Source organism: Urbifossiella limnaea (assembly GCF_007747215.1).
In the GTDB taxonomy this organism is placed as follows: domain Bacteria; phylum Planctomycetota; class Planctomycetia; order Gemmatales; family Gemmataceae; genus Urbifossiella; species Urbifossiella limnaea.
In genome coordinates, this window is record NZ_CP036273.1 from 6,893,838 (window position 1) to 6,920,160 (window position 26,323).

21 protein-coding genes are annotated in these 26,323 nt (G+C 72.4%); 9 read left to right on the top strand and 12 right to left on the bottom strand.

The window, feature by feature from the left end:
• Positions 1-9 precede the first annotated feature (9 nt).
• The 6 genes from ETAA1_RS28010 to ETAA1_RS28035 all read right to left on the bottom strand — a co-directional run bounded on the left by ETAA1_RS28010 (position 10) and on the right by ETAA1_RS28035 (position 6,672).
• On the bottom strand, positions 10-567 hold the full coding sequence (locus ETAA1_RS28010) for a flavodoxin family protein (protein ID WP_145243922.1): 558 nt from the start codon (positions 565-567) through the stop codon (positions 10-12).
• 232 nt (positions 568-799) lie between these two features.
• Complete coding sequence (locus ETAA1_RS28015) at positions 800-2,428, bottom strand: TolC family protein (RefSeq protein ID WP_202920467.1); 1,629 nt, start codon at positions 2,426-2,428, stop codon at positions 800-802.
• Complete coding sequence (locus ETAA1_RS28020) at positions 2,425-3,801, bottom strand: HlyD family secretion protein (protein WP_145243924.1); 1,377 nt, start codon at positions 3,799-3,801, stop codon at positions 2,425-2,427. Before ETAA1_RS28020 ends, ETAA1_RS28015 begins: the two co-directional genes overlap by 4 nt.
• Positions 3,798-5,486, bottom strand: a complete 1,689-nt coding sequence (locus ETAA1_RS28025; RefSeq protein ID WP_145243925.1) for a peptidase domain-containing ABC transporter — start codon at positions 5,484-5,486, stop codon at positions 3,798-3,800. The genes ETAA1_RS28020 and ETAA1_RS28025 overlap by 4 nt, the downstream gene beginning before the upstream one ends.
• Positions 5,487-5,521: 35 nt before the next feature.
• The gene (locus ETAA1_RS28030) at positions 5,522-6,097 is read right to left on the bottom strand and encodes a carbonic anhydrase (protein WP_145243926.1); all 576 of its coding nucleotides are present in this window, start codon (positions 6,095-6,097) and stop codon (positions 5,522-5,524) included.
• A 173-nt stretch (positions 6,098-6,270) separates the two neighbouring features.
• A complete protein-coding gene (locus tag ETAA1_RS28035) occupies positions 6,271-6,672 on the bottom strand; it encodes a DUF2294 domain-containing protein (RefSeq protein WP_145243927.1) in 402 nt (133 codons plus the stop codon).
• 487 nt (positions 6,673-7,159) lie between these two features.
• Here ETAA1_RS28035 and ETAA1_RS32490 point away from each other — a divergent pair, with 487 nt between their 5' ends.
• Positions 7,160-7,324, top strand: coding sequence for a hypothetical protein (locus tag ETAA1_RS32490; RefSeq protein ID WP_202920468.1), 165 nt, complete (start codon positions 7,160-7,162; stop codon positions 7,322-7,324).
• A 145-nt stretch (positions 7,325-7,469) separates the two neighbouring features.
• Here the strand turns inward: ETAA1_RS32490 and ETAA1_RS28040 are convergent, their stop codons facing one another.
• From ETAA1_RS28040 to ETAA1_RS33965, 3 genes are all read right to left on the bottom strand, one after another.
• Entirely contained in the window at positions 7,470-13,382 is a 5,913-nt protein-coding gene (locus tag ETAA1_RS28040) for a tetratricopeptide repeat protein (protein WP_202920469.1), read from the bottom strand.
• Positions 13,383-13,500: 118 nt separating this feature from the next.
• Positions 13,501-14,511 (bottom strand): WD40/YVTN/BNR-like repeat-containing protein, encoded by a 1,011-nt coding sequence (locus ETAA1_RS28045; protein WP_145243929.1) that lies wholly within the window; start codon positions 14,509-14,511, stop codon positions 13,501-13,503.
• Positions 14,508-15,044, bottom strand: coding sequence for a helix-turn-helix domain-containing protein (locus tag ETAA1_RS33965; protein ID WP_145244791.1), 537 nt, complete (start codon positions 15,042-15,044; stop codon positions 14,508-14,510). Before ETAA1_RS33965 ends, ETAA1_RS28045 begins: the two co-directional genes overlap by 4 nt.
• Before the next feature lie 34 nt (positions 15,045-15,078).
• Between ETAA1_RS33965 and ETAA1_RS28055 the strand changes: the two genes are divergently transcribed.
• Positions 15,079-15,954, top strand: a complete 876-nt coding sequence (locus ETAA1_RS28055) for an acyl-CoA desaturase (RefSeq protein WP_145243930.1) — start codon at positions 15,079-15,081, stop codon at positions 15,952-15,954.
• An 82-nt stretch (positions 15,955-16,036) separates the two neighbouring features.
• Positions 16,037-16,336 carry a DUF551 domain-containing protein gene (locus ETAA1_RS28060; protein ID WP_145243931.1) on the top strand — a complete coding sequence of 100 codons (300 nt, stop codon included), beginning with the start codon at positions 16,037-16,039 and terminating at the stop codon, positions 16,334-16,336.
• A 43-nt stretch (positions 16,337-16,379) separates the two neighbouring features.
• On the opposite strand, the gene ETAA1_RS28065 is transcribed toward ETAA1_RS28060, so the two are convergent.
• A complete protein-coding gene (locus tag ETAA1_RS28065) occupies positions 16,380-16,574 on the bottom strand; it encodes a hypothetical protein (protein ID WP_145243932.1) in 195 nt (64 codons plus the stop codon).
• A gap of 253 nt (positions 16,575-16,827) precedes the next feature.
• Between ETAA1_RS28065 and ETAA1_RS28070 the strand changes: the two genes are divergently transcribed.
• The 5 genes from ETAA1_RS28070 to ETAA1_RS28090 all read left to right on the top strand — a co-directional run bounded on the left by ETAA1_RS28070 (position 16,828) and on the right by ETAA1_RS28090 (position 20,695).
• Positions 16,828-17,058, top strand: coding sequence for a hypothetical protein (locus ETAA1_RS28070; RefSeq protein ID WP_145243933.1), 231 nt, complete (start codon positions 16,828-16,830; stop codon positions 17,056-17,058).
• A gap of 97 nt (positions 17,059-17,155) precedes the next feature.
• A complete protein-coding gene (locus ETAA1_RS28075; RefSeq protein WP_145243934.1) occupies positions 17,156-18,283 on the top strand; it encodes a Gfo/Idh/MocA family protein in 1,128 nt (375 codons plus the stop codon).
• 158 nt (positions 18,284-18,441) lie between these two features.
• A complete protein-coding gene (locus ETAA1_RS28080; RefSeq protein ID WP_145243935.1) occupies positions 18,442-18,870 on the top strand; it encodes a hypothetical protein in 429 nt (142 codons plus the stop codon).
• Positions 18,867-19,955 carry a glycoside hydrolase family 130 protein gene (locus ETAA1_RS28085; protein ID WP_145243936.1) on the top strand — a complete coding sequence of 363 codons (1,089 nt, stop codon included), beginning with the start codon at positions 18,867-18,869 and terminating at the stop codon, positions 19,953-19,955. Before ETAA1_RS28080 ends, ETAA1_RS28085 begins: the two co-directional genes overlap by 4 nt.
• Positions 19,956-20,110: 155 nt before the next feature.
• Positions 20,111-20,695, top strand: a complete 585-nt coding sequence (locus ETAA1_RS28090) for a transposase (protein WP_145243937.1) — start codon at positions 20,111-20,113, stop codon at positions 20,693-20,695.
• 86 nt (positions 20,696-20,781) lie between these two features.
• Here the strand turns inward: ETAA1_RS28090 and ETAA1_RS28095 are convergent, their stop codons facing one another.
• Positions 20,782-22,233, bottom strand: coding sequence for a glycoside hydrolase family 130 protein (locus ETAA1_RS28095; protein WP_145243938.1), 1,452 nt, complete (start codon positions 22,231-22,233; stop codon positions 20,782-20,784).
• 60 nt (positions 22,234-22,293) lie between these two features.
• Positions 22,294-24,567 (bottom strand): glycosyltransferase, encoded by a 2,274-nt coding sequence (locus ETAA1_RS28100; RefSeq protein WP_145243939.1) that lies wholly within the window; start codon positions 24,565-24,567, stop codon positions 22,294-22,296.
• Positions 24,568-25,000: 433 nt separating this feature from the next.
• On the opposite strand from ETAA1_RS28100, the gene ETAA1_RS28105 reads away from it, so the two are divergent.
• A complete protein-coding gene (locus ETAA1_RS28105; protein ID WP_145243940.1) occupies positions 25,001-26,188 on the top strand; it encodes an exo-alpha-sialidase in 1,188 nt (395 codons plus the stop codon).
• Positions 26,189-26,323 lie beyond the last annotated feature (135 nt).

Below are 26,323 nucleotides of genomic sequence, written 5' to 3' on the forward strand. Positions count from 1 at the left end.
GGCGCCGGGTCACCCCGGTAGCGTCCGCGACTCGGGCTTGGCGAGCGGGTGCTGGTCCTTGCGGCCGTCGGCGACGACCGCCACCCACTCGGCCAGCCGCCGGCCGAGCAGCCGGCAGGACTGCTGCACCTCGGCGTCCCGCGGTTCCTTGGCCGCGACCGCGCCGTAGTGGCAGGTGGTCATCGTGCCGGCGTAGTCGGTGACGCCGAACACCAGGAAGCCGAAGTTCATCAGGACCATCTGGAGGGACTGGCAGGCGATCTCGGCCCCGCCGCCCCACCCGCCGCTGGACGAGAAGGCACAGGCGACCTTCCCGTCCACCTTCCCCCAGTGGTCGAACATGGTCTCGTCCCAGAACCGCTTCATCCGCCACGACAGCACGCCCATGTTCGTCGGGCTGCCGACCGCGAGGCCGTCGCACCAGTACACGTCGTCCGGCGACGCGGCATCCACGTCGCGGACGCGGACCTCGGTCCCGGGGATCCGCCCGGCCCCCTCTGCGACGAGTCGGGCCATCGCCGCGGTGTTCCCGCCGGCCGAGTGGTACAGCACCAGCACTTTTCCCATCGACTCCCCCCGAACCGGTCCGGGCGTGATGGCACCCCAGGAGACAAGATAGAGGGGCCCGGTCGTCACCGCCCCGGGGGCGGCCAGGGCGATCGGCTCGACCGTCTTACGCGGGAGGCCCGCCAGGAGCCCCCGGCAGTACGGGGGGAAATGCTTGGCCGTTCGGCCCTGTTTGAAGCACCCGCGGTAGGTGCGGATTTCGGCCGCACCGCCGGTCGGTTCGGCGGTGGCCTCACCACCCGCCGAGCCCCAGCGCGGCGCGGAACTCGGCCAAGGCCCGGAAGTAGTCCTGCCGGGCGCCGATCTCGATTATTTCGGCGTCGAACGCCGCCTGCTCCCGCAAGGTGACCCGTAGCACGTCGCTGCGGCCGAGCCGCAGTTGCTCCCGCTCGGCCCGCGCAACCAGTCGCGCCAGCTCGACCCGCTGCCGGGCCTGGCGGTGGAACTCGTAGGCGCGGTCCAACGCCGACACGGCGTCCTGAACTTCGGCCCGCACCACGTCCTCCGCCTGCCGCAGTTGGGCCTCGATCTGGGCGAGCTGCGCGCCGGCCTGGATCTCCCGCCCGCGGGCGTCGCGCCGCTGGAGCGGTAGCTGCATCGCCACCCCGGCGTTCAGGGTCGTCCGGTCGAGTCCGTTCGGGCCGGACAGCGAGCTGGTGCCGTACCCCACGTCCTGTGCCGCGGCGACGACGGCGTTGACGGCCGGGAGCGTCTGGTTCGATGCCAGGCGCAGGTCCACGGCCGCCCGCTCGCGCTGGAGCCGGAGCCGCTGCGGCTCCGGGCGGTTGGCGAGGGCGGTTCGCAGCGCCTCCTCGAACCCGGCCGCGACCGGCTGTACCTCGGGGAACACCGGCAGCCGGTCCCGACCGGCGAGGGTCGGGCTCCCGGCCGGGTCGCGGAGAAACAGGGACAACTCGATGGTCGCCTGCTGGAACGCCCGCTGGGCCTGCACCATCAGGCCGTTGCGCAGGGCGATGTTCTGCTGGTTGTCCACCCGCTCGATGTTCGCCGCCGGCCCGGCCTCGACGCGCACCCGCAACTGCTCGTCGCGCTCGACCGCCAGCCGCACCAGCTCCTCGGCCACCTTGAGCCGGTGGCCGGCCCCGACCCAGGCCCAGTAGGTGCGGGCCGCGGCCCGCTGGAAGTCGAGCCGCTGGCGGTGGATCACCGGCTCGGCGATCTGGGTGTCGAGCCGGGCCTGCTGGATCGCCGCCCGGGGGCGGTCGATCTCGCGCCCCTGGAGGAGGGGGATGCTCACCCCGGCCCGGAACTCGCCGCCGTCGGCCGTCTTCTGGCCGAGGTTGTAGGTCGGGAAGGTGCCGTACCCGTTGCGGTACCCGGCGAACACCCCGAGCCCGGCCACCGGGATCCCCTGGCTGACGCCGAGGCCGCTGCGGAAGTTGTCGTACGTGGTCCCCTGCCCCTCGGCGGAGGCGGCGAGGTTCAGGTCGAACGCGCCCATCGCGGAGAGGAGCCGCCCGCCGGCCGCCACGCGCTCCTGCTCGACCGCCCGCAACAGCGGGTAGTGCTGCTCCACCGCGGTCAACACCTCGTCCAGCCCGAGCGGCCCGCCGGCGCTCGGCGGCGCGCCGGCGATCGGCGTGGCGTCCGTCGGCGGCGCGGGCGGTGCGGACTTCGGCGCGGGCTCGACCGGGCGCGGCGGCGGGAGGGCTGGCTGGGCGGCGAACTTGTCGGCCGGCTCGGCGTGCGCGGCCGGAACGACCCCCGGCCGCGCCGGGGCCGCCGTCGTTGCCCGCACCCCGGCCGGGGCCGCGGAGGCCCACGACGGGTCCGACGACACGGTGCGGCAGCCGGCCCCGGCGAGGACGGCGGCGAGGATTGCGGTCCGGGTCGGGGTCACTTCGTCTTCACCTTGGGCGGCTTGCTTTCGTCCTTGTCCGGCGGCTTGGGGGCGACCACCGGCGGGAACCCGTTCAACTGCCGCCACAACTCGTACCCGAGCGTGACGCGGTTCAGGAACACCCACCCGACGGCCTGGTTCCCCTGGCGCAGGTACAACCCTTCCGGCCAGCGGTCGCCGGCGAACAGTTCGTCCGGCTCGACGAGGATGCGGAACCGGCCGTTCCCGTCGTCCGTCGCGTCGATCTGGCGGACCCGGCCGCCGAACGTCCCGATCGCGACCGACGGCCAGCCGGCGAACTGGACGCCGGGCCACCCCTCGAACTGGAGCCGCACGTGCGGCCCCCGCCCGGTCTGCTCCATGTGCGCGGCGATGAGCGGGGCGTCCACCCCGTCCACCAGCAGCTCGACCACCCGGTCGGTGGCGTCGGGGACGATCACCGCCAGCTCGTCGCCCTCCTTGACGAACTGCCCGCCGGCCCCGGCGTTCGCGCTGATGCGGAAGATCACCCCGTCGGTCGGGGCCCGCACGAACCGGGCCTTGAACCGCTCGATCCGGTTCTCGATCTCCTGCAACTCCCGCTCGACCGAGAACCGGTTCTGCTCGGCCCGGTGGAGGTCGCGGTGGGCCAGGGCCACGGCCGACAGCCCCGTCGCCCCGGCCTGGAGGACGAGCGAGTCGGCCGTCAGTACCGCCGCCTCGGCCCGCTTCAGCTCGGCGTCGGCCCGGGTCACGTCGGTCAGCGCCCGGTCGGCCTTCGCCTTCGCGTCGTCCCGGCTCAGCTCCGACTCCAGCCCGCCGAACTGCTTGTCCCGGAACAGCCGGTCGAACATCTCGTACCGGCGCTTCTCGAAGGTCGCCGCAAACTCGTTGTTCTTCCGCGCCTGCCGGGACACGTCCACCAGCAGTGCCGCGGCGTCGCGGTTGGCCTTCGCGGCGGCGACGGCCGCGTCCATCGCCTGCTCCTGGGCCTTGACCGACCGCAGTTGCTCGGCCAGCTCGTCCGTCGCGGCGTCCTTGCGACTGAAGAGAAACTTCCGCTGCGCGTCCAGCCGCTCGGCCAGGCCGGGGTCGTTATCGTCAATATCGACAATCGGGTCGCCGGCCTTCACCTTCGATCCCTCGACGACGTACCACTTCTTCACCTGCCCGCCGACCAGGGCGGTGACCACCTGCTTCCGCTCGGTCGGCGCGAAGGCGACGATTTGCCCGCGGCCGCGGACCGTCTGCTGCCACGGCACGAACACCAGAACAAGCGGGGCGGCCACGAAGGTCAGGAGTAGGAGCCGGCCGACCCACCGGGCCGGCCGCGGGGTACGAGCCGCATCCAGGCTGGCGAACGGGACCGCCGGGGAGAACGCGGGCGCGGTCATACGTGGGCCTCCGATGTGGCTGCGCCGAGCGGAATCATCCGGTCGCACCGGCCGACCACCGCCGGGTTTGCCGTGGCGACCAGGAGTGTCCAGGGGGCGGCCCGGTCGAACAGGGCGGGGAGCACATCGGCCGAGTCGAATGCGTCGAGTGTGCCGTCGAGGAGGAGGAGCCGCGGCCGGGCGGCGATCGCCCGGGCGAGCGTCAGCCGCACCGCCTGGACGCCCGACAGCGGGGCGCCATTCGGGGTGAGGACGGTGTCGAACCCCTGCGGCAGCGCTTGCACGGTTTCGAGCAGGCCGACGGCCCGGAGCGCGTCGCGGACCGCGGCGGCCGTCAGGTCGGCCCGGCCGACCCGGAGGTTGTCGTTGATCGTCCCGGCGAAGAGTTCCGCCCCGCCGACCAACTCCACTTGCTCGCGCAGCCTGTCCGGGTCGAACACCCGCAGGTCGAGCCCGTCGAGCTCGACGACCCCGCGGTCCGGCTCCCGGAGCCCGGCGACGGTCTCGAACAGGAGCGTCTTGCCCGACCCCGGCGGGCCGAGCACCGCCACCCGCTCGCCGGCCGCGACCGCCCAGTCGGCGGGGATGGGAAGCCCCCGGCCGGACACCCGGTCCACCCCGCGGAGGTGGACGGCCATCGCCCCGCCGGGCGGCGGCGCCTCCCCGCCCTCCCGCTCCAGCGGCAGGTCGGTGAGGAGGCCGAGCTTCTCCGCCCCGGCGAGTAGGTCGTAGTACGTCTCGGCGTACTTCCCGAGCTTGGCGACCGAGCCGAGCACGACGGACACGATCAACTCGGCCGCGACGAGCTGGCCGAGGGTGAGCTGTTGGTTGATGACGAGGTAGCCGCCGAGGCCGAGGAGGGCGGTCCCGCCGACCGCCTGGAGCCCGAAGGCGAACAGGGTCTGCCGCCACACCACCCGGAAGTGGGCCTTGCGGGCCTTCAGGTACTCGGCCGCCAGCCGGTCGCCCTCGGCCGCCGCCAGCCGGGGGCCGCCGGCCAGCTTGATCGCCCGGTGGCGGTGGAGGAGTTCTTGCAGCCACGCGGCCACGTCGTACTTGGCGTGCGACTCGTGCAGGGCGGTCTTCACCCCGCCCCACCCGAGGCCGAGCACCAGGAACAGCACCAGCAGGATCAGCACCGCGTCGAACCCGAGCAGGAGCGGGTGGTAGAACGCGACCACCGTCAGCCCGACCACGGCCGTGACGACCAGGGCGACGCCGTCGAGCAGGAGGGTGGCCAGGGACTTCTGCACGTTCAGAATGTCGAAGAACCGGTTGGCCAGTTCCGGGCCGTACCGGCGGTCGAAGGCGTCGAGCCGGATGCGGGGGAGGCGGTAGGCATAGTCCGCGGCCACCCGCACGAACAGCCGCCGCTGGAGGCACTCGACCACGTACACCTGCATGGCCCGGACGGCGGCCGCCAGCCCGAGGCACCCGAACAGCACGAGCGCCAGCACAACTACCGGCCAGAGGAGTACGCCGAACGCCACGGTGTTGACCAGCGACTCGACGGCGATCGGCGTGGCCAGCGACAGCACAGCCACGGCGGCGGCGAACACCACGACGGTAGCCACGTCGCGCCGCTCGGGGCCGAGGAGGAGGGCCAGCCGGGCGTAGGGGCGGGCCGGGGCGTGGCCGTGCCCCACCTCGTGCGCCGCGGGGGGGTGCGAAGCGTGTTCACCCATGTCTCGGCTCACGTCGGGACAGTGACCGGGGGCGGTCACAACTCCACCGGCGACACCCGCCCGGTAGAGATATCGTAGACGCCGCCGGCCACGTCCAGCCTCCCGCCCCGGACCAACCGGGCGATCACCGGGGACGCCTCGCGGAGCACGTCCATCTGGTTGCGCACGTTCTCCCGGACGGCCGCCTCCACGTCCCCGCCGGCGGTGCGCACCGCCGGCCGGATGTGGTAGAATAGCGAGCTGATCGACCCAGGCACCGGCTCCGCCCTCACCGCCGCGGTCACCGCCCCGCACGCGGTGTGGCCGAGGACGAAGAGCACCTTCGCCCCCAACACCTCCGTGGCGAACTCCAGGCTGGCGGTCACCTCCGGGGTCGAGACGTTCCCGGCGATGCGGGTGACGAACAGGTCGCCGAACCCCTGGTCGAACACGATCTCGACCGGCACCCGGCTGTCCGCACACCCGAGGAAGGCGGCGAACGGCTTCTGGGCCGGTGCCACGGCGCGAAGACGACTCAGGTCGCGGTGCGGCGCGGCCGGCCGGCCGGCCGCGAACCGCTCGTTGCCGGCGTACAGCAGGGCCAGCGCTTCGGCCGGGCTCGGGTGGGTCATCGGTGCTCCGGGAAACGGAAATAGGCCGGAGAAGCGCTACCACCCGGTAGCGCTTCTCCGGCCTATGTCCTGCCCGGCGGGTCACGCCGGGAAGGCTGTCAGCTGTCGTCGGGCGACCGCGCGCGTGGCCGGCGGCCCGTGCCGCCCTCCCCCGCCCGATCGCGTCGAGATTATTAGCCGCCCGTTCGACCGCGGTCAAGATCCCGATCGTCGTTTTCGACCGGGTCGCTGGACAGGCTGAAGACGAGGACGGACTCACCGGTCCGGGTGCTAATGTCGGTGTGGAGGCTCAGCACGCGGACGCCGAGGATGCGTTGGACGGCCTGTTCCAGGAGCTCGCGGCCGTGCTCGATCAGCTCGACCCGGAGTTGCTTGATGAGGTCGCGGCCGCGGTGTGGGTCTTCGACCTGCGCGAGCCGCTGCTCGGCCGGGGTGAGCACCCCGCGGAGGCGGACCAGGGCCACGTCCTCGACCAGGAACGTCCGCACCTCCTGCGGCCCGCGGCCCATGTAGTCGCGCTTGAACCGGATGACCGCGGCACTGATTTCGGCCTCCAGTTCCCCCCGCGTTCGCACGCCGCCCCCACCGTCCCGGCCGGCACGCGGTTCGTGCCGGTTATGCTGCTGTTATACGGCGCTGCCTCAAGTCCCGTGGCGAACCGGATCTCGGTCCCGGAGCGGACGGAGGGCACGAGGTCGCGGGCGAGTTGGCTCCGCGGCACCCGGGAGGATGGTGCAGGCAGCGACGCAGGCCGCTTCGTGGGTGCTAATGGACGTGGGGAGGGCCGACAGGTACAGCCCCGCGCCCCTCCGTGCCTGCGCCGCCCGGCCCGCCGTCGTAGTGCCGGCCAACGGGGACGACCCGATGGGCGACGCCCGGCAGGCGGCGGGGACGGGGCAGCCGCCCGCTTGGCCGCGGCTGGTTTGTCGCCGGCTGTCGCGACCGCAGATTGACACTTTTCGCGCGACCGGGCAAGTACCACGTCCGGAGGCTCCCGCCAGACAGCCGCCGGCCGGTCCCGCCAAAGGTCGCTGAGGGCCACCGACACCTCGGAGGTGTCCCGTGACCACGGCCGACGCGGGCCGGCCGACGTACACCCCGTCGGCCGGCACCGCCCCGCCGAACACGTCGAGGTCGGTCGCGGCCGGCTCTCCGCCGCCGGCGAAGTCCTCGCCCGAGGTACAGCCAGAACCGTGCGGGCACCACCTCCGACCGCGGGAGACGTGACTGACTCGAGCAACTCATCGTGGGCAGCGGTCGCCGTTGCAGGTCGTCCCCGAGAGTGCCGGGCGCCGTTGGGTGCGAGCCGAGCGGCCGCGGCCGACTCCCTCCGCCGATGGCCGTCGGCCGAGTCCCCACCACAGGGCTTCCGTCACATTTTCTCCCGCGGCGGCGGGGCGGCCGGAGGCGGATACTTCGCCCGCTCGGCCCGCCACCGCGCCGCGTCGTCCGGCTTGTCCGTCGCGGTGTAGAAGTCGATCAGACGGTCGAGGGCCTCGGGGATTCGGGATTCCTCCCGCGGGTCCAGGAAGTACTCCCGCTGCTTCAGGCCCGCGTAGCCCTTCACCAGCAGCGGCTCGGCCTCGGCGTACTTCTTCTGACGCAGCAGAGCCTCCCCGAGCAGCGACTGGGTCTCGAAGGTCGGCCACTGGTTGGGCCAGTTCTTCTCCCGAATGGTCCCGCACTCCCGGAGCGGCGCTTCCGCGTCGGACCATTTCTTCTGCGCGAGGTAGGCGCGGCCGAGTAGGGCGAGCAGGTCGGCCTTGCTGTCGGCGACTTCGTCCTCGTCCTTCGCCGTCCGGAGGATTTCCAGTTGCTCGCGGCACGTGGTGACGACTTTGGCGTGCTCCCCCGCCACCGCGTAGACGTCGAGCAGTTGCTGCCTCACCCCTTCGTCCGTCGCGGCCCCCTCCTCGAGCACCGCGATCGCCTCCTTGTGGCGGCCCGTGTCCTTGTAGGCCAGCCCCAGCATCCCCATCGCGTGCGGCGCCTCCGGGTCCTGGTTCGCCTTCCGAATCTTCACCACGTCTTCCAGTAGGAGGATGGCTTTCCCGGCCTGGCCCGTCTGGTGGTAGAATCGGCCGAGTTCGTCCATGACCTGGACCGTGGCGGGGTCCTCGGGCCCGTGCCTGGTCCTGCTGACGGCGAGGAGCTCGACGAGGACCGGAATCGCCTCGTCCCGCTTCCCGGTCTGCAAGTGCTCCTGGGCCAGGGTTTCCAGAGCCGCGAATCCGTCCGCGTCCGCCTGGTCGAGCACGGCCTTGTGCTCGCCCGGCGGGACGAGTTTGAGGTAGAACGCGGCCGCGAACTCGTCCCTGGCCAGCCGCGCCGCCAGGTAGCCGGCCCGATACCGCGCCAGGTTCGGTTGCGATTGCAGTCGGCGTTCGGCGGCGTCCTCCGGGTCCGGCTGCAGCGGGAGCACTTCGGCGCGGCCTTGGAGGTGGCGGACGAAGTAGCGCCCGTCGGGGCTGGTCCGCTCGCAGAGGACCGTTCTGGGAACCGCTTCTCCCTTCAGTTCTTGACCCGAGCGCGCGTCCCACACCTTCGAGGCCTGGTCGAACCCCTCGGTGACGATCCGCGTTCCGTCGGTGGAGAAGGCACAGCGCTGGTGCGGGCCGGTCTGGAATTCGACGAGTTCCGCCCCGGTCCGGGCGTCCCACACCTTCACCGTCGGCTGGTTCCCGCCGCTGGCGATCCGGGCGCCGTCCGCACTGAACGCCAGGGAGATCTCGCCCCTCTCCCGCTTGCCCCCTTGCAGTTCGTGGAGGGTGCTTCCGGTTCGGGCGTCTGACAACCGGACCGTCCCGTCCTGACTGGCGGTCGCCACTCGCGTGCCGTCCGGGCTGAACGCCGCGGTCATGATGATGGACGAGCCCCCCGCCAGTTCGACCCCCGGCGCCCGCGTCGGCGCGTCCCACACCATGACCTCGCTCGGCTTGCCGTCGGTCCTGCGGGCGGAGGTGAGAAGCTGACGGCCGTCCGCGCGGAACGCGACGCTCGTCACGGCGCCGGTGTGGGACTTGAGTTCGGCGAGCGTCGTCCCGGTCCGCGCGTCCCACACCCGAACCGTGTGGTCCATGCTGCCGGTGACGACGCGCCTGCCGTCCGGGCTGAACGCGACGCTGGTCACGCCGCCCGTGTGACCTTTCAACTCGACGAGGGCCGCCCCGGTCGCCGCGTCCCGGACCGCCGCGGTCTTGTTGTTGTGGGCCGTGGCGATCCGGGTGCCGTCCGGGCTGAACGCCACGCCCAGCACCGAGGAGTTGACCTTGACGGTGACGAGGGCCTGGCCCGACTTGGCGTCCCAGACCTTCAACTCATCCCCGTGGCTGGTGGTGTGCCTCACGCCCCCGGTGACGACCTGGGCGGCGGTCGCATCCTCCCCCCCGAGCCGGGTGAGCAGCTCGTCGAGTGACAGGACGAGGCCCGGATCCTCGGCCAGCGAGCCGGCCTGGTCGAGCAGTTCGAGGCGGACCCGGCCGCCGCCGCCGCGCTTCTGGCGGTTGTTGTCGCTGGCGTGGTTGACCAGCACCCGGCGCATGGCCTCGGCGGCGGCGGCGAAGAAGTGCCCGCGGTCGTCCCACCGGGCGGCGTCGGCCGGGCCGACGAGCCGCAGGTACGCCTCGTGGACGAGTGCGGTCGGCGGGAGGGTGTGGTCCGGCGGCTCGGCGGCCATGCGGGCGGCCGCGAGCTTCCGCAACTCGTCGTACACGAGCGGCAGCAGGTCCGCGGCGGCCGCGCGGTCGCCGGCCGCCGCGGCATCGAGCAGGCGGGTCACGTCGGACATGCGGCCAGCATACCCGGCCCGACCGAGGACGCAACCTGGCGACGCACGCTCGGGATCGGCTCGGAGGTGGCTGCCGGGATCTCCTTCGCATTCCCGACGCTCGCGGCTTCGCCAACCGCCACAAGGTAGCGAGTGAGCGTCTCGAGCCGGGCTGCGCGGCGTCAGCTCCCGCGGAGGAGGGGCAACCGGTAGTAGGAAGCGCTGTCGGTAGGGCGGCCCGAACTGGTCGGGGTCGAGGCGAGCCGCTTCCGCGAACGCCGCCCGCCCGGCCGCGGCGTCGCCCGACTCCGCCAGCGCGAGCCCGAGAGCGGCGTGGGCGGGGGCGTGTCGGGGGTTCAAGCGGATCACCTCCCGGTACGCCGCGACGGCCCCGCGCACGTCCCCGGACGCCCGTAGCAACTCCGCAAGGCAGGCGTGGGCGGGGAGGAGGTCGGGGTTGGTGCGAACGGCCTGTCGGAAGGCCGCGACCGCCCCCGGCCCGTCCCCCGTCGCCGCCAGCGCGAGGCCCAGGTTGTAGTTGGCGAGCACGTTCCCCGGCTCGAGGCGGACGGCCGCCTTGTAGGCGCCGAGCGCCCCCGGCAGGTCACCCGCGGCCTTCAGTGCGATACCGAGGTTGTTGTAAGCCGGGACGTACTTCGGGTCGGTTCGGACCGCATCCCGGTATGCCGTGACGGCCCCTTCCAAATCACCCGAGGCCCGCAGCGCCAGGCCCAGGCTGTTGTGCGCGCGGGCGTAGTTGGGGTCGGTTCGGATCGCGTCTCGGTACGCGGCAACGGCCCCCGGCTGGTCCCCCGCGGCCTTCAGCGCCAGCCCCAGGTGGTGGTGAGCGTGCGCCTGGGCGGGGTCGAGGCGGATCGCCTCGCGGCACGCGGCGGTCGCGGCGGGCGTGTCGCCGGCCTCCCGGAGCGCGTTCCCGAGGTAGGAGTGCGCCGCGGCGAAGCCGGGGTCGATGCGAACGGCCTCGCGGTACGCGGCGACGGCCCCCGGTACGTCCCCCCGGTCGCGGAGCACGTGCCCCAGGTTGGATCGAACGGGCGCGTACCGCGGGTCGAGCCGGATGGCGACGTTGTAGGCGTCGGTCGCGCCGGGTAGGTCGCCGGCGGCGCGGCGGGCGTTACCCAGGTGCGAGTGGGCGATGGCATCCGTCGGGTCGAGCCGGACGGCCGCCGCGGCCGCCACGACCCCCGCCCGCGGGTCGCCCGACTCGCAGAGGGCGCTCGCCAGGTTCGTGTACGCCTCGACGTAGTCGGGCGTGAGCCGGATGGCCTCGCGGAACGCCGCGACGGCGCCGGCCAGGTCGCCCGCGTCCTGGAGGGCGTTGCCGAGGTTGTTGTGGCCGTGCGCGTAGCCGGGGTCGAGCCGGACGGCCGCCTGTAGCGCCGCGAGCGCCCCGGGCGCGTCCTTCGCGTCGCGCAGGGTGGTCCCGAGGTTGCAGAACGCGATGGCGAACTTCGGGTCGATGCGGATGGCCTGCTGGTAGGCGGTGATCGCCGCCGGGAACTTGCCCAGGTCGTGCAGGACGTTGCCGAGGTTGTTCCACGCGGAGACGCTGCGGGGGCGAACGGCCAGCGCGGCCCGGTACCAGCCCGCCCGGTCGGCCGTACGATCCGCCCGCCCGCCGGGCCGAGAGGCGGCCAGGTCCATGAGGACGTGGAAGTTGTTCGGCTGGCTCCGGTACACGGCGTCGAGGATCTGGTCTCGACGGGCCACGGGTACGGCGGGATCGCGCGCGAGCAGGAGGGCGAACCGGGCCGGCTGGCCCAGGGCCTCCGGGGCGCCCGCCAGTTCGACGAGCCGCGCCGCGTTCCCCTCCCGCCGGGCCGCGCGGACGGCGTTCCGGTACGCGTCCGGGTCGGCGGCCAGTAGCAGCGCCGCCACCCCGGCCGACGGCCGCGTCCAGAACCAGCTCTCCAGCGCCCGCAGGAGTTGCTCGCGCGTCGTGGCGCCGCGCACCCGGGCCACCGTCTCGTCCGACGGGGGCGACCCGGCGGCGAACCCGACCCGGCGGAACACGCCGGACCAGGCGGCGACCAGCCGGTCCGCGTCGGCGGGCTTCCCCGCGACGACCGCCCACTCCAGATCGTGGCCGGCGTCGAGCTCCCGGAGGAGGGCGAGTTCGGCGCGGAGGCGGGTGATGTTGCCGTTGGCGTCGCCCGCCCCCTGGGCGACCCGCTCCCCGGCCTGGGCGAGAAGTTCCTCCGCGCGGTCGGCGTCGCCCTGTCGTAACCGGTCCTCGCACCGCGCGAGGACGTCCTCGACCGCCGCGGCGTCGCGGGCCAGGCGCTCGCGCTCGGCCAGCTGCCGGAGCTCGTCCTGTCGCCGCCGGTCCGCGGCCTGCCGGTCCTGCCACCACGCCCCGAGGCCGACGACGGCGGCGAAGGCCACGACCGCAACCGCCAGCGCCGCCTGCACGCGCCGCTTCTTCCGCTGCTCGGCCGCGCGAGCGCCGGCGGCGGCGCGCTCGGCCTCGGCCTCGCGCAGCCGCCGCTCGACCCCCGCCCGGTAGGCGGCGACGGCGTCCGCGACGGCCTCCCCGTCGGCCGGGCGGTCGGCCGCGCGGGGGCTCAACAAGTGTTTGCAAAGCGCGACGAGGTCCGCGTCCGCGCCGCAGGCGTCGAGGCGGGCGAAGGCGGGCTCGACGTCGCCCCGCGCCGCCCGCACGACCGTGTCCTCCGCGGTGCCGCCCGCGAACGGCGGGTGCCCGGTGAGGACGTCGCAGAGGATGCCGCCGAGCGCGAACACGTCGATCGACGGGGTGGCGGGCTCCCCGCGGGCCTGCTCCGGGGCCATGTACGCCGGCGTTCCCAGCGCCACCCCCACCTCCGTCTCAACGGGGTCGTCGCGGTGCCGGTCGCGCCCGGCGCCCGGCCGCGGCTCGTCGTCCGCGCCCCCCACCTCCTTGGCGAGCCCCCAGTCCATGAGCTGGACCTCGCCGAACGCCCCGACCATGACGTTCGCCGGCTTCAGGTCGCGGTGGACCACCCCCTGCGAGTGGGCGAACCCGACCGCCTGCGCGACCTGCTCGAAGACCCGCACGAGCCGCGGCAGGTCGGCGGGGCGGTCGGCGCCCTTCAGCTCGGCGGCGAGGGTGCGGCCGCGGACGAACTTCATCGCCAGGAACGGGCCGCCGTCGGGGAGCGTGCCGAGCTCGTAAACGGGCGGGATTGCCGGGTGCGGCAGGCGCGCGGTGATCCGCGACTCCTGGACGAACCGCCGGGCCGCTTCGCCGGAGCAGTCGCCGGGGAGCAGCACCTTGACGGCCACGTCGCGCCCGAGCTTCGGGTCGCGGGCCGCGAGGACCAGCCCCATCCCGCCGCGGGCGATCTCGCGCCCGACTTCGTACCCCGGGATCCAGAGCCGCGCCCCCGCCGCGTCGTCGACCGGGCCGACAGAAGGGTTCATCACCCACGTCGGGAGGGCCGGCGGCGGCGTCTCGGGCGGGGGGACGGGGTGCGGGCGGACCGGCACCTCGATCTTGACCGTGCTCTCGGCGGGCATGTGGCGTTCCGACGGACCCGGTGCGACGGCCATCCCCTGGCCACCCGGCAGGAGTGTACGTCACGATCCGCCGGATGCCGTCGCCTGGTCGAAACCCGCGGCCTGCATGGGAATGGGGCTACCGGCCGACCGCCGCGACGCGGCCCTTCGGGCCGGCGGCCCAGCCCCCGCCGGCCGGGCCGAAGCCGACGCTGTTGTAGTTCTCGCGGTCGAGCCGCTCCCAGGCGTCGCCGTCGCGGGAGGCGTGGGCGCCGGACGTGCCCACCGCCACCCACCGTTCGCCGGCCCAGGCCACGGCCGAGCAGAACGGCAGCCGCTTGTCGAGCCGGGTCCACGTCCGGCCGCCGTCGCTCGTGGCCGCCACGGTCGCGCCGGTCTCGCCCGGCTTGCGGTAGTCGCCGCCGACGATCAGGCCGTGGTCCTTGTCCCGGAACGCGATCGAGAACGCGCCCGCGGACTCGACGCCGGCGGCGACCGGGGTGTCGCTCACGTCCCACGTCCGCCCGCGGTCCCGGCTGTGGAAGACGCGCGCCGTCTTCCCCCCGCCGGTGACGAACCAGGCGTCGGACTCGCCGCGGGCCACGAGGCACGTGTTGCTGGCTGCGAACGCCGCCTCGCCGGGCAGCGCCGGCGGCAACACCCGCGGCGCAAGCGGCGCCCACGTCGCGCCGCCGTCGCTGGTGGCGATCAGCTGGAAGCGGCCGTCGATTGGGTCGCCGAGCGCCAGACCCGCTTTCTCGTCCCAGAACGCGATGGCGTCGAAGAACGCGGCCGGGTTCGCCGCCTTGAACTGCATCGCCCACGACTTCCCGCCGTCGGTCGTCTTGTACACGCGCGAGGCGTCGCCGGGGCCGGCGCTGAGGAGGTACGCCGTGTCCGCACCGAAGGCCCGGACGGCGCGGAAGTCGAGCGCGGCAGCGCCGCGCACGGTCCCGACGGCCCAGGTCTTTCCCCCGTCGGTCGTGCGGGCGAAGGTGCCGGCGGTCCCGCTCACCCACGCCACGTCCGGGCCGACGACCCACAGCCCGCGGAAGTCCGCCTTCGTGTCCACGGCCTGCGCCCGCCACTGACCGAGGGCGACGGGCGCGGCGAGGCCGCACATCATGGCGGCGACAGGGACGTACTTCATGGCGGCTCCTCTGGTGACGAAGTCACTTTATCGTCGACGCCGGCGTGGGCCGCGTCGCATACCACCCCGCCCCTCGAAGTTGCGACACCCCCCTCCGATTCCTCCTCGTCCCGCTGATCGCCGGGTGCCGGGCCGGGGCGGCGCTGGACCAGTGGGTGACGGGCAACTCCTTGGCGACCGGCGCCAGACACGCCGACTCGACGACCCAAGCTCGCCGGAGGGGCGGGAATCACCTGGGGACGTCCCGGGCGCGGGTCGTCGGCCAGGATCCTCCTCACCCCGCCGTCTCGGTAGCGACGGCAGACGCGCCAGGTGGTCGTCCGGTCGCACGCCAGGTGGCGGGCGATGTTGCCGACCCGCTCCCCGGCGGCAACGGCCAGGACGATCCGTGCGCGCTGGACCTGGAAGCGGGCCGGGCGACGGTCGTGTGCGATGGACTCCGGGAAAGGAGCATCCGCTTCCGGGACCCGAACGGAAGATTTCTCGACACCCGGCGGCGTGTCCGAGATCGTGCCGTAGAATCCCTCCGGTATCGCCGTGTCGCCCCATCACAAAGCGCGCCCCATAATGCATACCCTACCGGCCGCCCCGGCGGCCGCCGTCCGCGTACCACCGGCGTGGTACCGGGTGACCCGCGTCGGGCTGTCACTGGCTCCCCTCATCCTCGTTCACCTCTCCCTGATCGGGCTGGCGTTCGTCCCGGTGACCCTCACCGCGCTCGTCCTCGTGGTCGTGATGACCCGGGTGAGCGGGCTGGGGATCACGGTCGGGTACCACCGCGGGTTAGCCCACCACGCGTACAAGACGTCCCGGTGGTTCCAGTTCCTCCTCGCGGCCGCCGGGTGTACGGCCCTCCAGAAGGGGCCGCTGTGGTGGGTCGTTCACCACCGCCAGCACCACACGCACTCGGACACCCCCGACGACGTCCACTCGCCGGTCGTCGACGGGTTCTGGTACGGGCACTGCGGGTGGCTGTTCACACGCGACCTGATGCGGCCCGACCACGCCACGGTCCGGGATTTGACCCGCTACCCCGAGTTGGTGTGGCTGGACCGACTGTGGATGATCCCCGGGGTGCTCGCCGCCTGCGCGTGCTACCTCGTGGACGGGTGGGCCGGCCTTCTCTGGGGGTACGGCCTGAGCACAGTCCTGATCTTCCAGGTGACGTTCGCGGTCAACTCGGTCGGGCACCGGTGGGGGCCGCAACGGTTCGCCACCGGGGAGGGGAGCCGGAACAACGCCGTACTCGGGGTGCTGGCGATGGGGGACGGGTGGCACAACAACCACCACAAGTGCCCCACGTCGGCCCGGCACGGGTTCGCGTGGTACGAGTTCGACATGGCCTACCTGGCGATCCGCGTGCTCCGTCGCTTCGGTCTGGTGTGGGGCGTCCGCCAACCTCCGGCGGCGGTCATGGCGGCGGCCTGGGGGACGCCGGCGTAGGCCACGGGTCGAGCGCCGGCGTCCGGTCCGGCTCGACCGTTGCAGCGGCTCGTGCGACGGGTTCTCCTCACCCGGAGGCGGTGTGAACTGGATCAGCGTGGAAGACCGGTTGCCCGAACTACCCGCCAACCCGGCCGACCGGGCGGTCGGCGTGGTGGTGCTTGTCGCGAGCGCGGACGGCCGGGTGCTCGCGGCCCGGTGGGTCGACCCACCTCAGTTCGGTCGCCACCCGCGGCCTCCCCGGTGGGAGGAGTACGACGGGTCGCGGCTGTTCCGTCCGGTCGTCACCCACTGGATGCCGCTCCCGCCTCACCCCGTCGGTTCGGCGGACCGGGTTGGCGGGAAGGAGTTCGTGCGGCCGAGCTGGACGGGCCGGTGGTAGGCCGGCCGCTCGTCGGGGGTGCGAACGACGGCGATGTGGGGTCTTACTGGCTCGGCACCACTTTTCGCACGGCCGATTCCGGGAACACTTCCTCCCGCCGCGCGACGACCAGCCAGCCGGCCTCGGCGTCCCGGTAGGACCACGCGCACGTGACCGAACCGCGTTCCACGGCCGTCACCTGCATGTCCGGGCCGCCGGCGATCAGCACGACCGAATCGCCGACGTGGACCTGCGGCATTGCTCCTCCCCAGGACGCAGTTGAGACGTGCACGCCGCCACCGAGTTACGAGACGGGCGCGGGGTCGCGGCGGGACGACCAGTATACGGTGGCGGTTCCATCACCGCCGTTATTGCGTGGCGCGCAGACACTTCGCCCCATGTGAGCGGTCGAGGAAATCGGAGTGATTCTTGGCGCCGCTGTATCTTTCCCCCTCCCGCCGCCGGATAATGATGTTTTGCCCTCCGGAACCACCGGGGGTCAGGGGGATCGAATGCGGAAGCGCGTAGCGAACGAATCGTGGGTCATCTACCAAACGATCAACAAGGGCGTCGTCACCGGCCCGAACTCGGTCTGCGAGCAGACCGAGTGGGAGGAGTTGGAGCGCTCCCGCCCGGGCTCCCAGTCGCTGGTCCAGCAGGGGATCTCGAGCGAAGGGGTGGCCGAGCGGCTGGCCCGTGGCACCTCGGGCGACCCGGTCCCGCGCGGCTCCAAGATGCGCTGACCGCGGCGAGTCTGCCGGAACCAAGTGGCTCGACGCCCGCGGGTCGAGACAGGTCACGCCGGCGGTTCATCCGGCCCCCCACACACGATCGGAAGACATGCACGACGGCCCCGTTCGGTTGGGGGTGGTCGGTTGTGGCGGGTTCGGGCTCTTCGCGCTCCAGCACTTCACCCAGGTGCCCGGCGTCGTCCTCGTCGGGATGGCCGGCACCCACCGCCCCGCGTCCCTAGCCGCCGCCGCCCGGTTCGGGGTCGAGAACGTCGACGACTCCGGCGACCTCCTCCGGCGCCCCGACGTGGACGTGGTGTACATCGCCACGCCGCCGTTCCTTCACTTCGACCAGGCGATGGCCGCGCTGGCGGCCGGGAAGCACGTCATCGTCGAGAAGCCGTTAGCGCTGACCGTTGCGCAGGCCGACGAGCTGGTCGCCGAGGCCCGCCGCCGGGACCGGTTGCTCGTCGCCAACCTCATGCAGCGCTACAACCCGCTGTTCGGCGCCGTCCACCGTCTGGTCGAGACCCGTGTGCTGGGCGAGTTCCTGCACGGGTCGTTCGAGAACTACGCCTCGGACGAGAACTTGCCGCATGCCCACTGGTTCTGGGATCGTGCGAAGAGCGGCGGCATCTTCGTCGAGCACGGGGTGCACTTCTTCGACCTGTTCGCCGGATGGTTCGGGCCGGGGTGTGTCGAAGCGGCACAGGTGGGTGTGCGGCCGGGAACCACGATCGAGGAGCACGTCCACGCCACGGTCCGGTACGGCGACGCGGCCCTCGTCAACTTTTACCACGGCTTCCACCAGGCCGGGCGGATGGACCGCCAGGAACTCCGGCTCGTGTTCGAGCGCGGCGACGTGACGCTCTTCGACTGGGTGCCGACCCGGACGCGGGTTCACGCCCTGGTGGACGAGCGGCAGACGCGGGAACTGTGCGACCTGTTCCCGGGTGCCCGGCTCGACGTGGCCGCGTCCTACGGCGGCACCGACCGCGCCTGCCGCGGCCGGGGGAAGCCGATCGACGCCTACCAGGTCATCGACCTGTCGTGCGGCGACGGCACGGCGAAGTCGCCGCTCTACGGCCGACTGCTCCGCGCGATGATGCAGGATCAGGTGAGCTGGATTCGCGACCGGGATCACCGGCGGGTCGTGACCGAGGTGAACGGTCGCGAGTCGCTGGCGAGGGCGTGTGAGGCCGACGCTCTGGCGCACGTTTTGCGTGTGGCTCCGTAATCACCGAGCCACGCCGGTCATCGAGTACGACTTCCGAAAAGGGTCCGGCTGCGGGCGTCGCAGCCGACGCTCGGAATTCGAGATTCCCCGTCCGCGGCCCCGCGGTCGGTGGCTTGCAGACCGTCCTTGAACGGCGAAAGCGAGTGGAGGATCGAATCATGGCGACACGGCACGAGACCGAGACGGGTCCGCACCTGCTGGTGGTCATCGACCACCAGGAAGCCCGGGTCTACCGCACGGAGGTTCGGGGGGCCGTCCCCGAGCGCATCGCCCCCTACGACCCGCACGGGCACGGCCGGCACCTGCACTCCGCCAACGAGTGGACCGACGGCAAGCGGCCGGCCGAGCGGCGGAGCTACCACGAGGCCGTCGCCAAGGCGTTACAGGGGGCCGATCAGATCCTGCTGTTCGGCAGCGGGACCGGGCGGAGCAGCGCGATGGACCAGTTGCTCGCCGACCTGAAGGACCACCACGCCGACGTCGCCGGCAATGTCATCGGCTCGGTCGTCGTGGACGCCCACCACACGTCCGAGAACGCGCTACTCGCCCGCGCCCGGGAATTCTACGCCGAGTACAACCGCAAGTGACGCGAACCGTGCAGCGGCTCTTGACGCGGCTGTTGCTCCGGCCCGAAGACGTGCCCGCGTCGAGCGCCGACTTCGAGGTCGTCGGCGCCTTCAACCCCGGCGCCGTCCGGGTGGACGATGAAGTCGTGCTGCTGGTGCGCGTGGCCGAGCGGCCGCGGGAACGGCGGCCGGGCTTCACCGGCCTCCCCCGCTGGGATGTCGCGGCCGGGCTGACAATCGACTGGGTTCCCGATGACGAGTTGATCGTCGTGGACCCGCGCGTGGTCCGCCGCAAGGCCGACGGGCTGGTGCGGCTCACCTTCACGTCACACCTGCGCGTCGTCCACTGCGGGGACGGGACGGGAGTGCGGGAGGTCACGGGCGTCACCTTCCGCCCGCAGGGGGAGGCGGAGGAGTTTGGGGTGGAGGACCCGCGGATCACCCCGCTGAACGGCCGCTTCTACTTCACCTACGTCGCCGTGTCACGGCACGGCCCGGCGACGGCGCTGGCGAGCACGTCCGACTTCCGCACCTTCGACCGGCACGGCATCGCCTTCTGCCCCGAGAACAAGGACGTGGTGCTGTTCCCGGAAATGATCGGCGGCGGCTACGCCGCGCTGCACCGGCCGGTGTGCGGCACGCCGTTCACCCGACCGGAGATGTGGGTGGCTCGCTCGCCGGACCTGCTTCACTGGGGCGCCCACGTCCCGCTGTCGCTCGCGGGCGGCGAGTGGCAGTCCGGCCGGGTCGGGGCGGGCCCGCCGCCGCTCCGCGTCCCCGAGGGGTGGCTGGCAATCTACCACGGAAACCGCCACCCGACACGGCCTGGGGACGTCGGGGAATATTTTGGCGGCCTGCTCCTGCTCGACGCGACCGACCCGACGCGGGTGCTGCGGCGGACCGCCGAGCCGTTCATGCGGCCCGAGGCAGAGTTCGAGGTGACCGGCTTCGTGCCGAACGTGGTCTTCCCGACGGGGGTGGTCGAAAACGGGGAGGCGTTGCTCGTGTACTACGGGGCCGCCGACGCGGCCACCGCAGTCGCGGCGTTCTCGCGGCGGGAATTGGTGGCGGCGATGACGGGTTTATCCATGACGGGGCGCAGTTGAACCTGGCGAGCCGGGAGCGTGAGCGACCGGAGCCTGATGAGATGCGTGCCACTCCGGTCGCTCACGCTCCCGGCTCGCCAGTTACAACCCCGGCTCGCCAGCTTGATCGCACATCTTCGTGTTGCACGCGGGTCGCGCAGATTTACACTTTCGCCATGCGCTTCTGGCTCCTCACCAACACCACTTATGGCACCCGGCTCCCGGGCGACGCCCGCGGGTCGGTCACGTCCGTGCGCGACCTCCGCGCTGACGAAGCACCCTCCGGGGTCCGCCGCGAGCACGACCTGCCCGGCGAGCCCTGTGAAGAAGCGATCCCCGGCCTGTACCGGAGTGCGCTGGAGCGGATGACCGGGCCGACGATCCTCCTCGACCTCACGCACGCGGAAGTGCTGCTCGCGCAGTTCCAGGAAACTGCCGCGTACCGCCAGTGGGTACTCCACGCCGTCGCAATCATGGTCAACCACTTCCACGTCGTCGTCCAGGTTCCCGACGACCCCGACCCGCGCAAGATCCTGGCCGACTTCAAGGCCTACGGAACCCGCGCCCTCAACCGCCGGTACGGCACCCCGCCGTCGGAGACCTGGTGGACGACGAACGGTTCGAAGCGGAAGCTGAGGGACGACGAAGCCCTCGCCGCCGCCACCCGCTACGTCCTCTTCAAGCAACCCGATCCGCTCGTCGTCTGGTCGCCCGAGTCTGATGTGCCTGGCGAGCCCGGAGCTGGCGAGCCGGGAGCGTGAGCGACCGGAGTCTAACGCGGGTCGAGATGCGTTGGACTCCGGTCGCTCACGCTCCCGGCTCGCCAGGTGCAACACGCGCCCGCTGCTCACACCCGCGTCATGGCGTTCAGCACGTCGTCGAGGGGGACGGTGGCGAAGCTGCTGGCGTAGTCCGACATGGCGTAGGGGATGACCAGGTCGCGGCCGTGGACCAGGCCGCCGCAGCTGTACACCACGTTCGGCACGTACCCCTCGCGCTCGTTCGCGTCCGGTTCCAGCAGCGGCGCCGCGAGCCGGCCGATCAGGCGGGACGGGTCGTCCCGGTCCAGCAGGAACGCCCCCATCGCGTACCGCCGCATCGGCCCGACCCCGTGGGTCAGCACCAGCCACCCCGCCGCCGTCTCGATCGGCGACCCGCAGTTGCCGAGTTGGATGTACTCCCACGGGTACGTCGGCCGCGCGACCAACTCCTTTGCGTACCAGAAGTGCGGCTGGTCCGAGTACATCAGGTAGACGTTCTCGTTGTCCTGCCGGCTCAGCATCGCGTACAGCCCGTTCACCATCCGCGGGAACAGGGCGAACCCCTTGTTCTTCACCTCCGGGCCGTTCAGCGTCCCCACCTTGAAGTGGAGGAAGTCTTCCGTCTCGAGCATCTGGGGCAGCGTCACCCGGCCGTCGTAGGCGGTGTACGTGGCGTAGTAGCAGACGCGGCCGTCGTCGTGCGTGAACCGCACGAACCGGGCGTCCTCGATCCCGTTCGTCTCGGTCGGCGACGACGGGAAGATGATCCGCTCCGACACGTTCAACGCCGGGTCGAACCGGATTTCGTAGTTGGCCTTCGCCAGCACGAGCATGGTGTGGGCGATCGGCTCGAACTCGCGCTGTCGGGTGCGGTGGCTCTTCAGCACGGCCTTCAGCGTGCGGTCCAGGTCGGCGAGGGTGAAGTGGTCGCCGAGCGAGGCGACGGTCTGCTCGGTCAGCGGGCCGTTGATCCCGAGCTCGCTCAGCTTGCGCTGGAACAGCGCCTTCTCGTACAGGGCGTTCGGCACCACCTCCGGCGCCTGGACGTACCGGGTCGGCTCGTCGATGCGGATGCGGCTCTCGGCGTCGATCACGCCCGACCGGAAGGTGATCGACGAGATGTGCCCCTCGCCGGTCGCCCGGAGGCTCACGACGAACCGCCGCGCCCCTTCCGGGAGGCCGGACTGGTCGGGGTGCCAGACCATCGACGGGTTGAACAGGGCGGCCGACTCGAGCGCGTACTCCGAGGTGAAGTACGAGCCGATGAGCAGCCGGCGGGCCTCGCTCACCGGCTGGTCGGTCAGCAGGTGCTTGCGGACCTGCTCGAACCGGCCCAGGAAGAACTCGCGGGTGCGCTGGTGCCGCGCGCGGAAGTCCCGCATCACGGTTTCGAGTTGCCCCGCGACCTCCGCCTCGGACAGGGACGCGACGCGGGCGATGATCCGCTCGACCCGGGCCTCGTTCGGGATCTCGAACGGCCGGATCACGACGCGGGAGTTCGTCGGCTTGAGGACGATCCCCGTACGCTTGACGTCCATGTTTGGGCTTCGCCGACCTCGCTGGGGAAGAACCGCCGTCCGTCCGTGGACCGCGGCAGACTACCGTGCCTGGCGGAACGCCGCCAGTGAGCTTTCGAGCAGACACATCTCGGCGAGCGACAGGAGGAAGGCGAGGGTCGATTCGGCCCCCTGGTTCCGGTTCACCCGGTCCTCCTGAAGGCCGTCGAAGCACCCGCCGGTAGTGGGGTCGTACAGCTCCTGGCCGAGGTCGTTACGGCCGAGGAACCACTCGAACGCCGACCGGGCCTCCTTCACCCACCCGGCGTCCTGGGTCGCGCGGTACGCCTCCAGGCAGGCCGACACCGTCGCGTTCGCCTCGACCGGCTGCTGGTCGTACCGGGCGCACGGCCCGCCCTTGCGGTAGAACCCGTTGCTGCCGACCGCCCGGAAGTGCTCCTGCGGGGCCGTCTGAACGGTGACCAGCCAGCGGAGCGACTGGAGCCCGACCTCCAGCGCGCGGGCGTTCCCGCTCTCACGGCCGGCGGTGATGAGCGCCTGCGGCAGGCGGGCGATGTCGTAGCTGAGGATCTCCTCGTACCACGGCCAGTCGGGGGTGGTGGTCCGGTCGTAGATGTCGATCAGGCGGGCGACCAGGGTGTCGCGGACCTGGGTGATGAGCCGGTCGCCGCCGAACCGGCGGAGGTACTCCCGGATGCCCAGCAGGGCGAACGCCCAGGCGCGGGGCGAGGTGGTGTCCAGCACGGCCGGCAGGGCCAGCTCGAAGTGCGACGCCGCCCACGCGGGGATGTCGCGCCGCCGGGACCGGCCCACACAGGTGCCTAGAGCCCACAGCGCGCGGCCGTGCGAGTCCTCCGACCCGACCTCCTCCAGCCAGCGGCGGTCGAACCCCAGGAAGTTGCGGAACCGCTTCGCCTCCGGGTTGAACGCGGCCTGGAGGAAGGCGGCGTACCGCGTGGCCAGCCGGTCGAGCTCCGGCCCGGTCTGGCCCAGTTCGTCGAGGTAGACCGTCAGGAGGAGGGCCCGGGCGTTGTCGTCGGTGCAGTACCCCTCGACGAAGTTCGGGATGGTGTGGGTGGCGTGCTGGAGCATGCCGGTCGCGTCGGTCATCCGCAGCAGATGGTCGAGCCGCCAGTCGGGCAGGTCGGCCTGCTGTTCGGCGAGGGTGCGGACGGCCAGCGGCTTGTGCGGCTGGTCCTGGCGGCCGAGCCGCGCCCGCTGGAACGCCTCCATGTACCGGTCGGCGGAGCGCGGCCAGATCATGTCGCGGCCCAGCCGGTACGCCTCCGCGCACATCGCCGCCCGCCGCGGCTCGTCGCCGAGCAGCCCGCCGATCTCCCGCGCCAGCGCCGCCGCGTCGGCGAACGGCACGAGCACGCCGCGGCCGTCGGCCAGCAACTCCTCGGCGTGCCAGTACGGGGTCGAGACGATCGCCTTGCCGCACCCGAACGAGTACGCCAGCGTGCCCGACGTGATCTGCGCCGGGTTCAGGTACGGGGTGACGTACACGTCCGCCGCCCGGATGAACTCGGTCAACTCCTTCAGTTCCACGAACCGGTTGTAGAAGATGACGTGCTTCTCGATGCCGAGCGTCCGGGCCAGCCGCTCCAGGCTCAGCCGGTACCGCTCGCCCTGCTGGCGGACGAGGTCCGGGTGGGTCGCCCCGAGGACGATGTAGACGAACGACGGGAACCGCTTCAGGATCTCGGGCACGGCCCGGAGGACGTACTCGATCCCCTTGTTCGGCGACAGGAGCCCGAACGTCAGCCCCACCAGCCGGCCCGCCACGTCGTACTGCTCCTTGTACGGGTTCGGGTCCACGAACGGCGTGTCGGGGATGCCGTGGGCGATCACGTCGATCTTGTCGGCGGGGACGGAGTAGATGTCCTGGAGGAACCTGCGGGCGAGTTCGGTCATCACCACGACCCGGGCGGACAGGGCGGCCAGGTCGGTCAGCACGCGGAGCTGGTCGTCGTTCGGCTCGCGCAGGACGGTGTGGAAGGTGGTGACGACGGGCATGCGGAGGTCGCGCACCAGCCCGAGGATGTGGCCCCCGGCGGTGCCGCCGTAGATGCCGTACTCGTGCTGGAGGCACACCACGTCGGTGTTGGCGAAGTTCAGGAAGTCGGCGGCCCGGCGGTAGCCCTCCAGGTCGGGGGCGTCGATCTCGAACCGGACCTCGGGCGGGTAGTCGTACCCGTCGGGGCGGTCGTTGACGGGGACGACGAAGCACTCGGCGTCCGGGAACCGGGCGGCCACCGAGGTACACATGTCGTGGGTGAAGGTGGCGATCCCGCACTTCCGGGGGAGGTAGTCGCCGACGAACGCGATCTTGCGGATGTCCGAGGGGCGCATGGCGGAGAGTTCCGTGTGGTCCGACCCGGGCGGCCCTGCGCAACGGGCTTGATGACGGATCACGCCACCCCCACGCACCACCCCTTACCATACGCGCCGCCCGCGCGCCCGGCCGAACGCGGCACGGAGCAGACGGCCCGGGAGCCGAGCGGGCCGCCGCCGGCACCGCCCGGATCGCAGGCGCCGGTTCGTCCGGGCTCACCCCGGCGCTCACCAGCACCGGCATCCGCGCCCGCCGCGTGGCCCCTTGCTCCTGCCGGTCGTAATCTCGTCCGACTCGTTGGCTCCGTGTATGCTGGATCGCGACGCCACCGTTGCCCGGCCCCGCGGCCGCGGCAGCCCGGCGCGTATCCCTCCGGGCGGGCACGGTGATCCCGACTCCGATCCGCGGCGGTACGTCGGCACGCCCACGGACGGCGACAAGGTTATCCACATGAAACGGCGGGAGAGCCTCGGGCCGCTCCTCCTGGGTGGGTTGGCCGCGCTGGCCGCGGGCGGGCCGGGCTGCGCCGGGGGCGGGCCACGCCCCACGCCGGCCGGGCCGGCGGTGGCCCGCCACGTCAAGGTCTACGCCGAGGCGGGGCGGTTCGGCGGCTGGCCGGCGAACCACGGGCTGTGGGCCTGGGGCGACGAGATCCTCGTCGGGTTCAGCGCCGGGTACGCCCGCGACAACGGCCCCGGCCGGCACGCCATCGACCACGGCCGGCCCGAGGAGCACCTGCTCGCCCGCAGCAAGGACGGCGGCGCGACCTGGGCGGTCGAGAACCCGGCCGCCGGCGGCGCCCTCGTCCCGGCCGGCAAGGCCCTGCACGGCGTCCCCCCGCCGGGCGTCGAGGAGAGGCCGTGGCGGGACTGCCCCGGCGGGATCGACTTCACCCACCCGGGCTTCGCCCTGACCGCCCGGATGACCAACACCGGGTCCGGGCCGTCCCGGTTCTACTACTCAACCGACCGCGGCAAGACCTGGGACGGCCCGTTCCGGCTGCCGCTGTTCGGCCGGATGGGAGTGGCCGCCCGGACCGACTACCTGGTGGCCGGGAAGAGCGAGTGTCTGCTGTTCCTGACGGCGGCGAAGGCGGACGGGCGGGAGGGGCGGGCGTTTTGCGCCCGGACGGCTGACGGGGGCAGGACATGGGAGTTCGTCGGGTGGATCGGGGCCGAGCCGGCCGGGTACGCGATCATGCCGTCCACCGTCCGGCTCGGACCCGACCGGCTGCTCACCGCCGTCCGCTGCCGGGAGGGCGAGCGAAACTGGATCGACACCTACCGATCGGAGGACGGGGGCAAGACGTGGGTGCTGGACCAACCGGCAGCCGTCCCCGACACCGGGGAGGGGAACCCGGCCAGCATGGTCCGGCTGCGGGACGGGCGGGTGTGCCTGACGTATGGCCACCGCGCCGAGCCGTTCGGCGTCCGCGCCCGGCTGAGCCGGGACGACGGCCGGACGTGGGGCCCGGAGGTCGCACTGCGGTCGGACGGCGGGGGCCGTGACGTCGGCTACCCGCGGAGCGTGCAGCGGCCGGACGGGAAGGTGGTCACGGTGTACTACTTCCATGACACACCGGCCGGGGACCGGTACATTGCGGCCACGATCTGGGATCCGGGCGACGGCACAAGGTGAGCATCACTGCCCCCCGGGCCACCGCCCGGTCGCCCGTGGCACCACATCCAGGTTGTGCCGGGCCGGCCCGCGCCACGGTCACCGACGCCCGCCAGGGGTCAACGGGCGTCCCAGTCCGATTTGCTGATCACACAG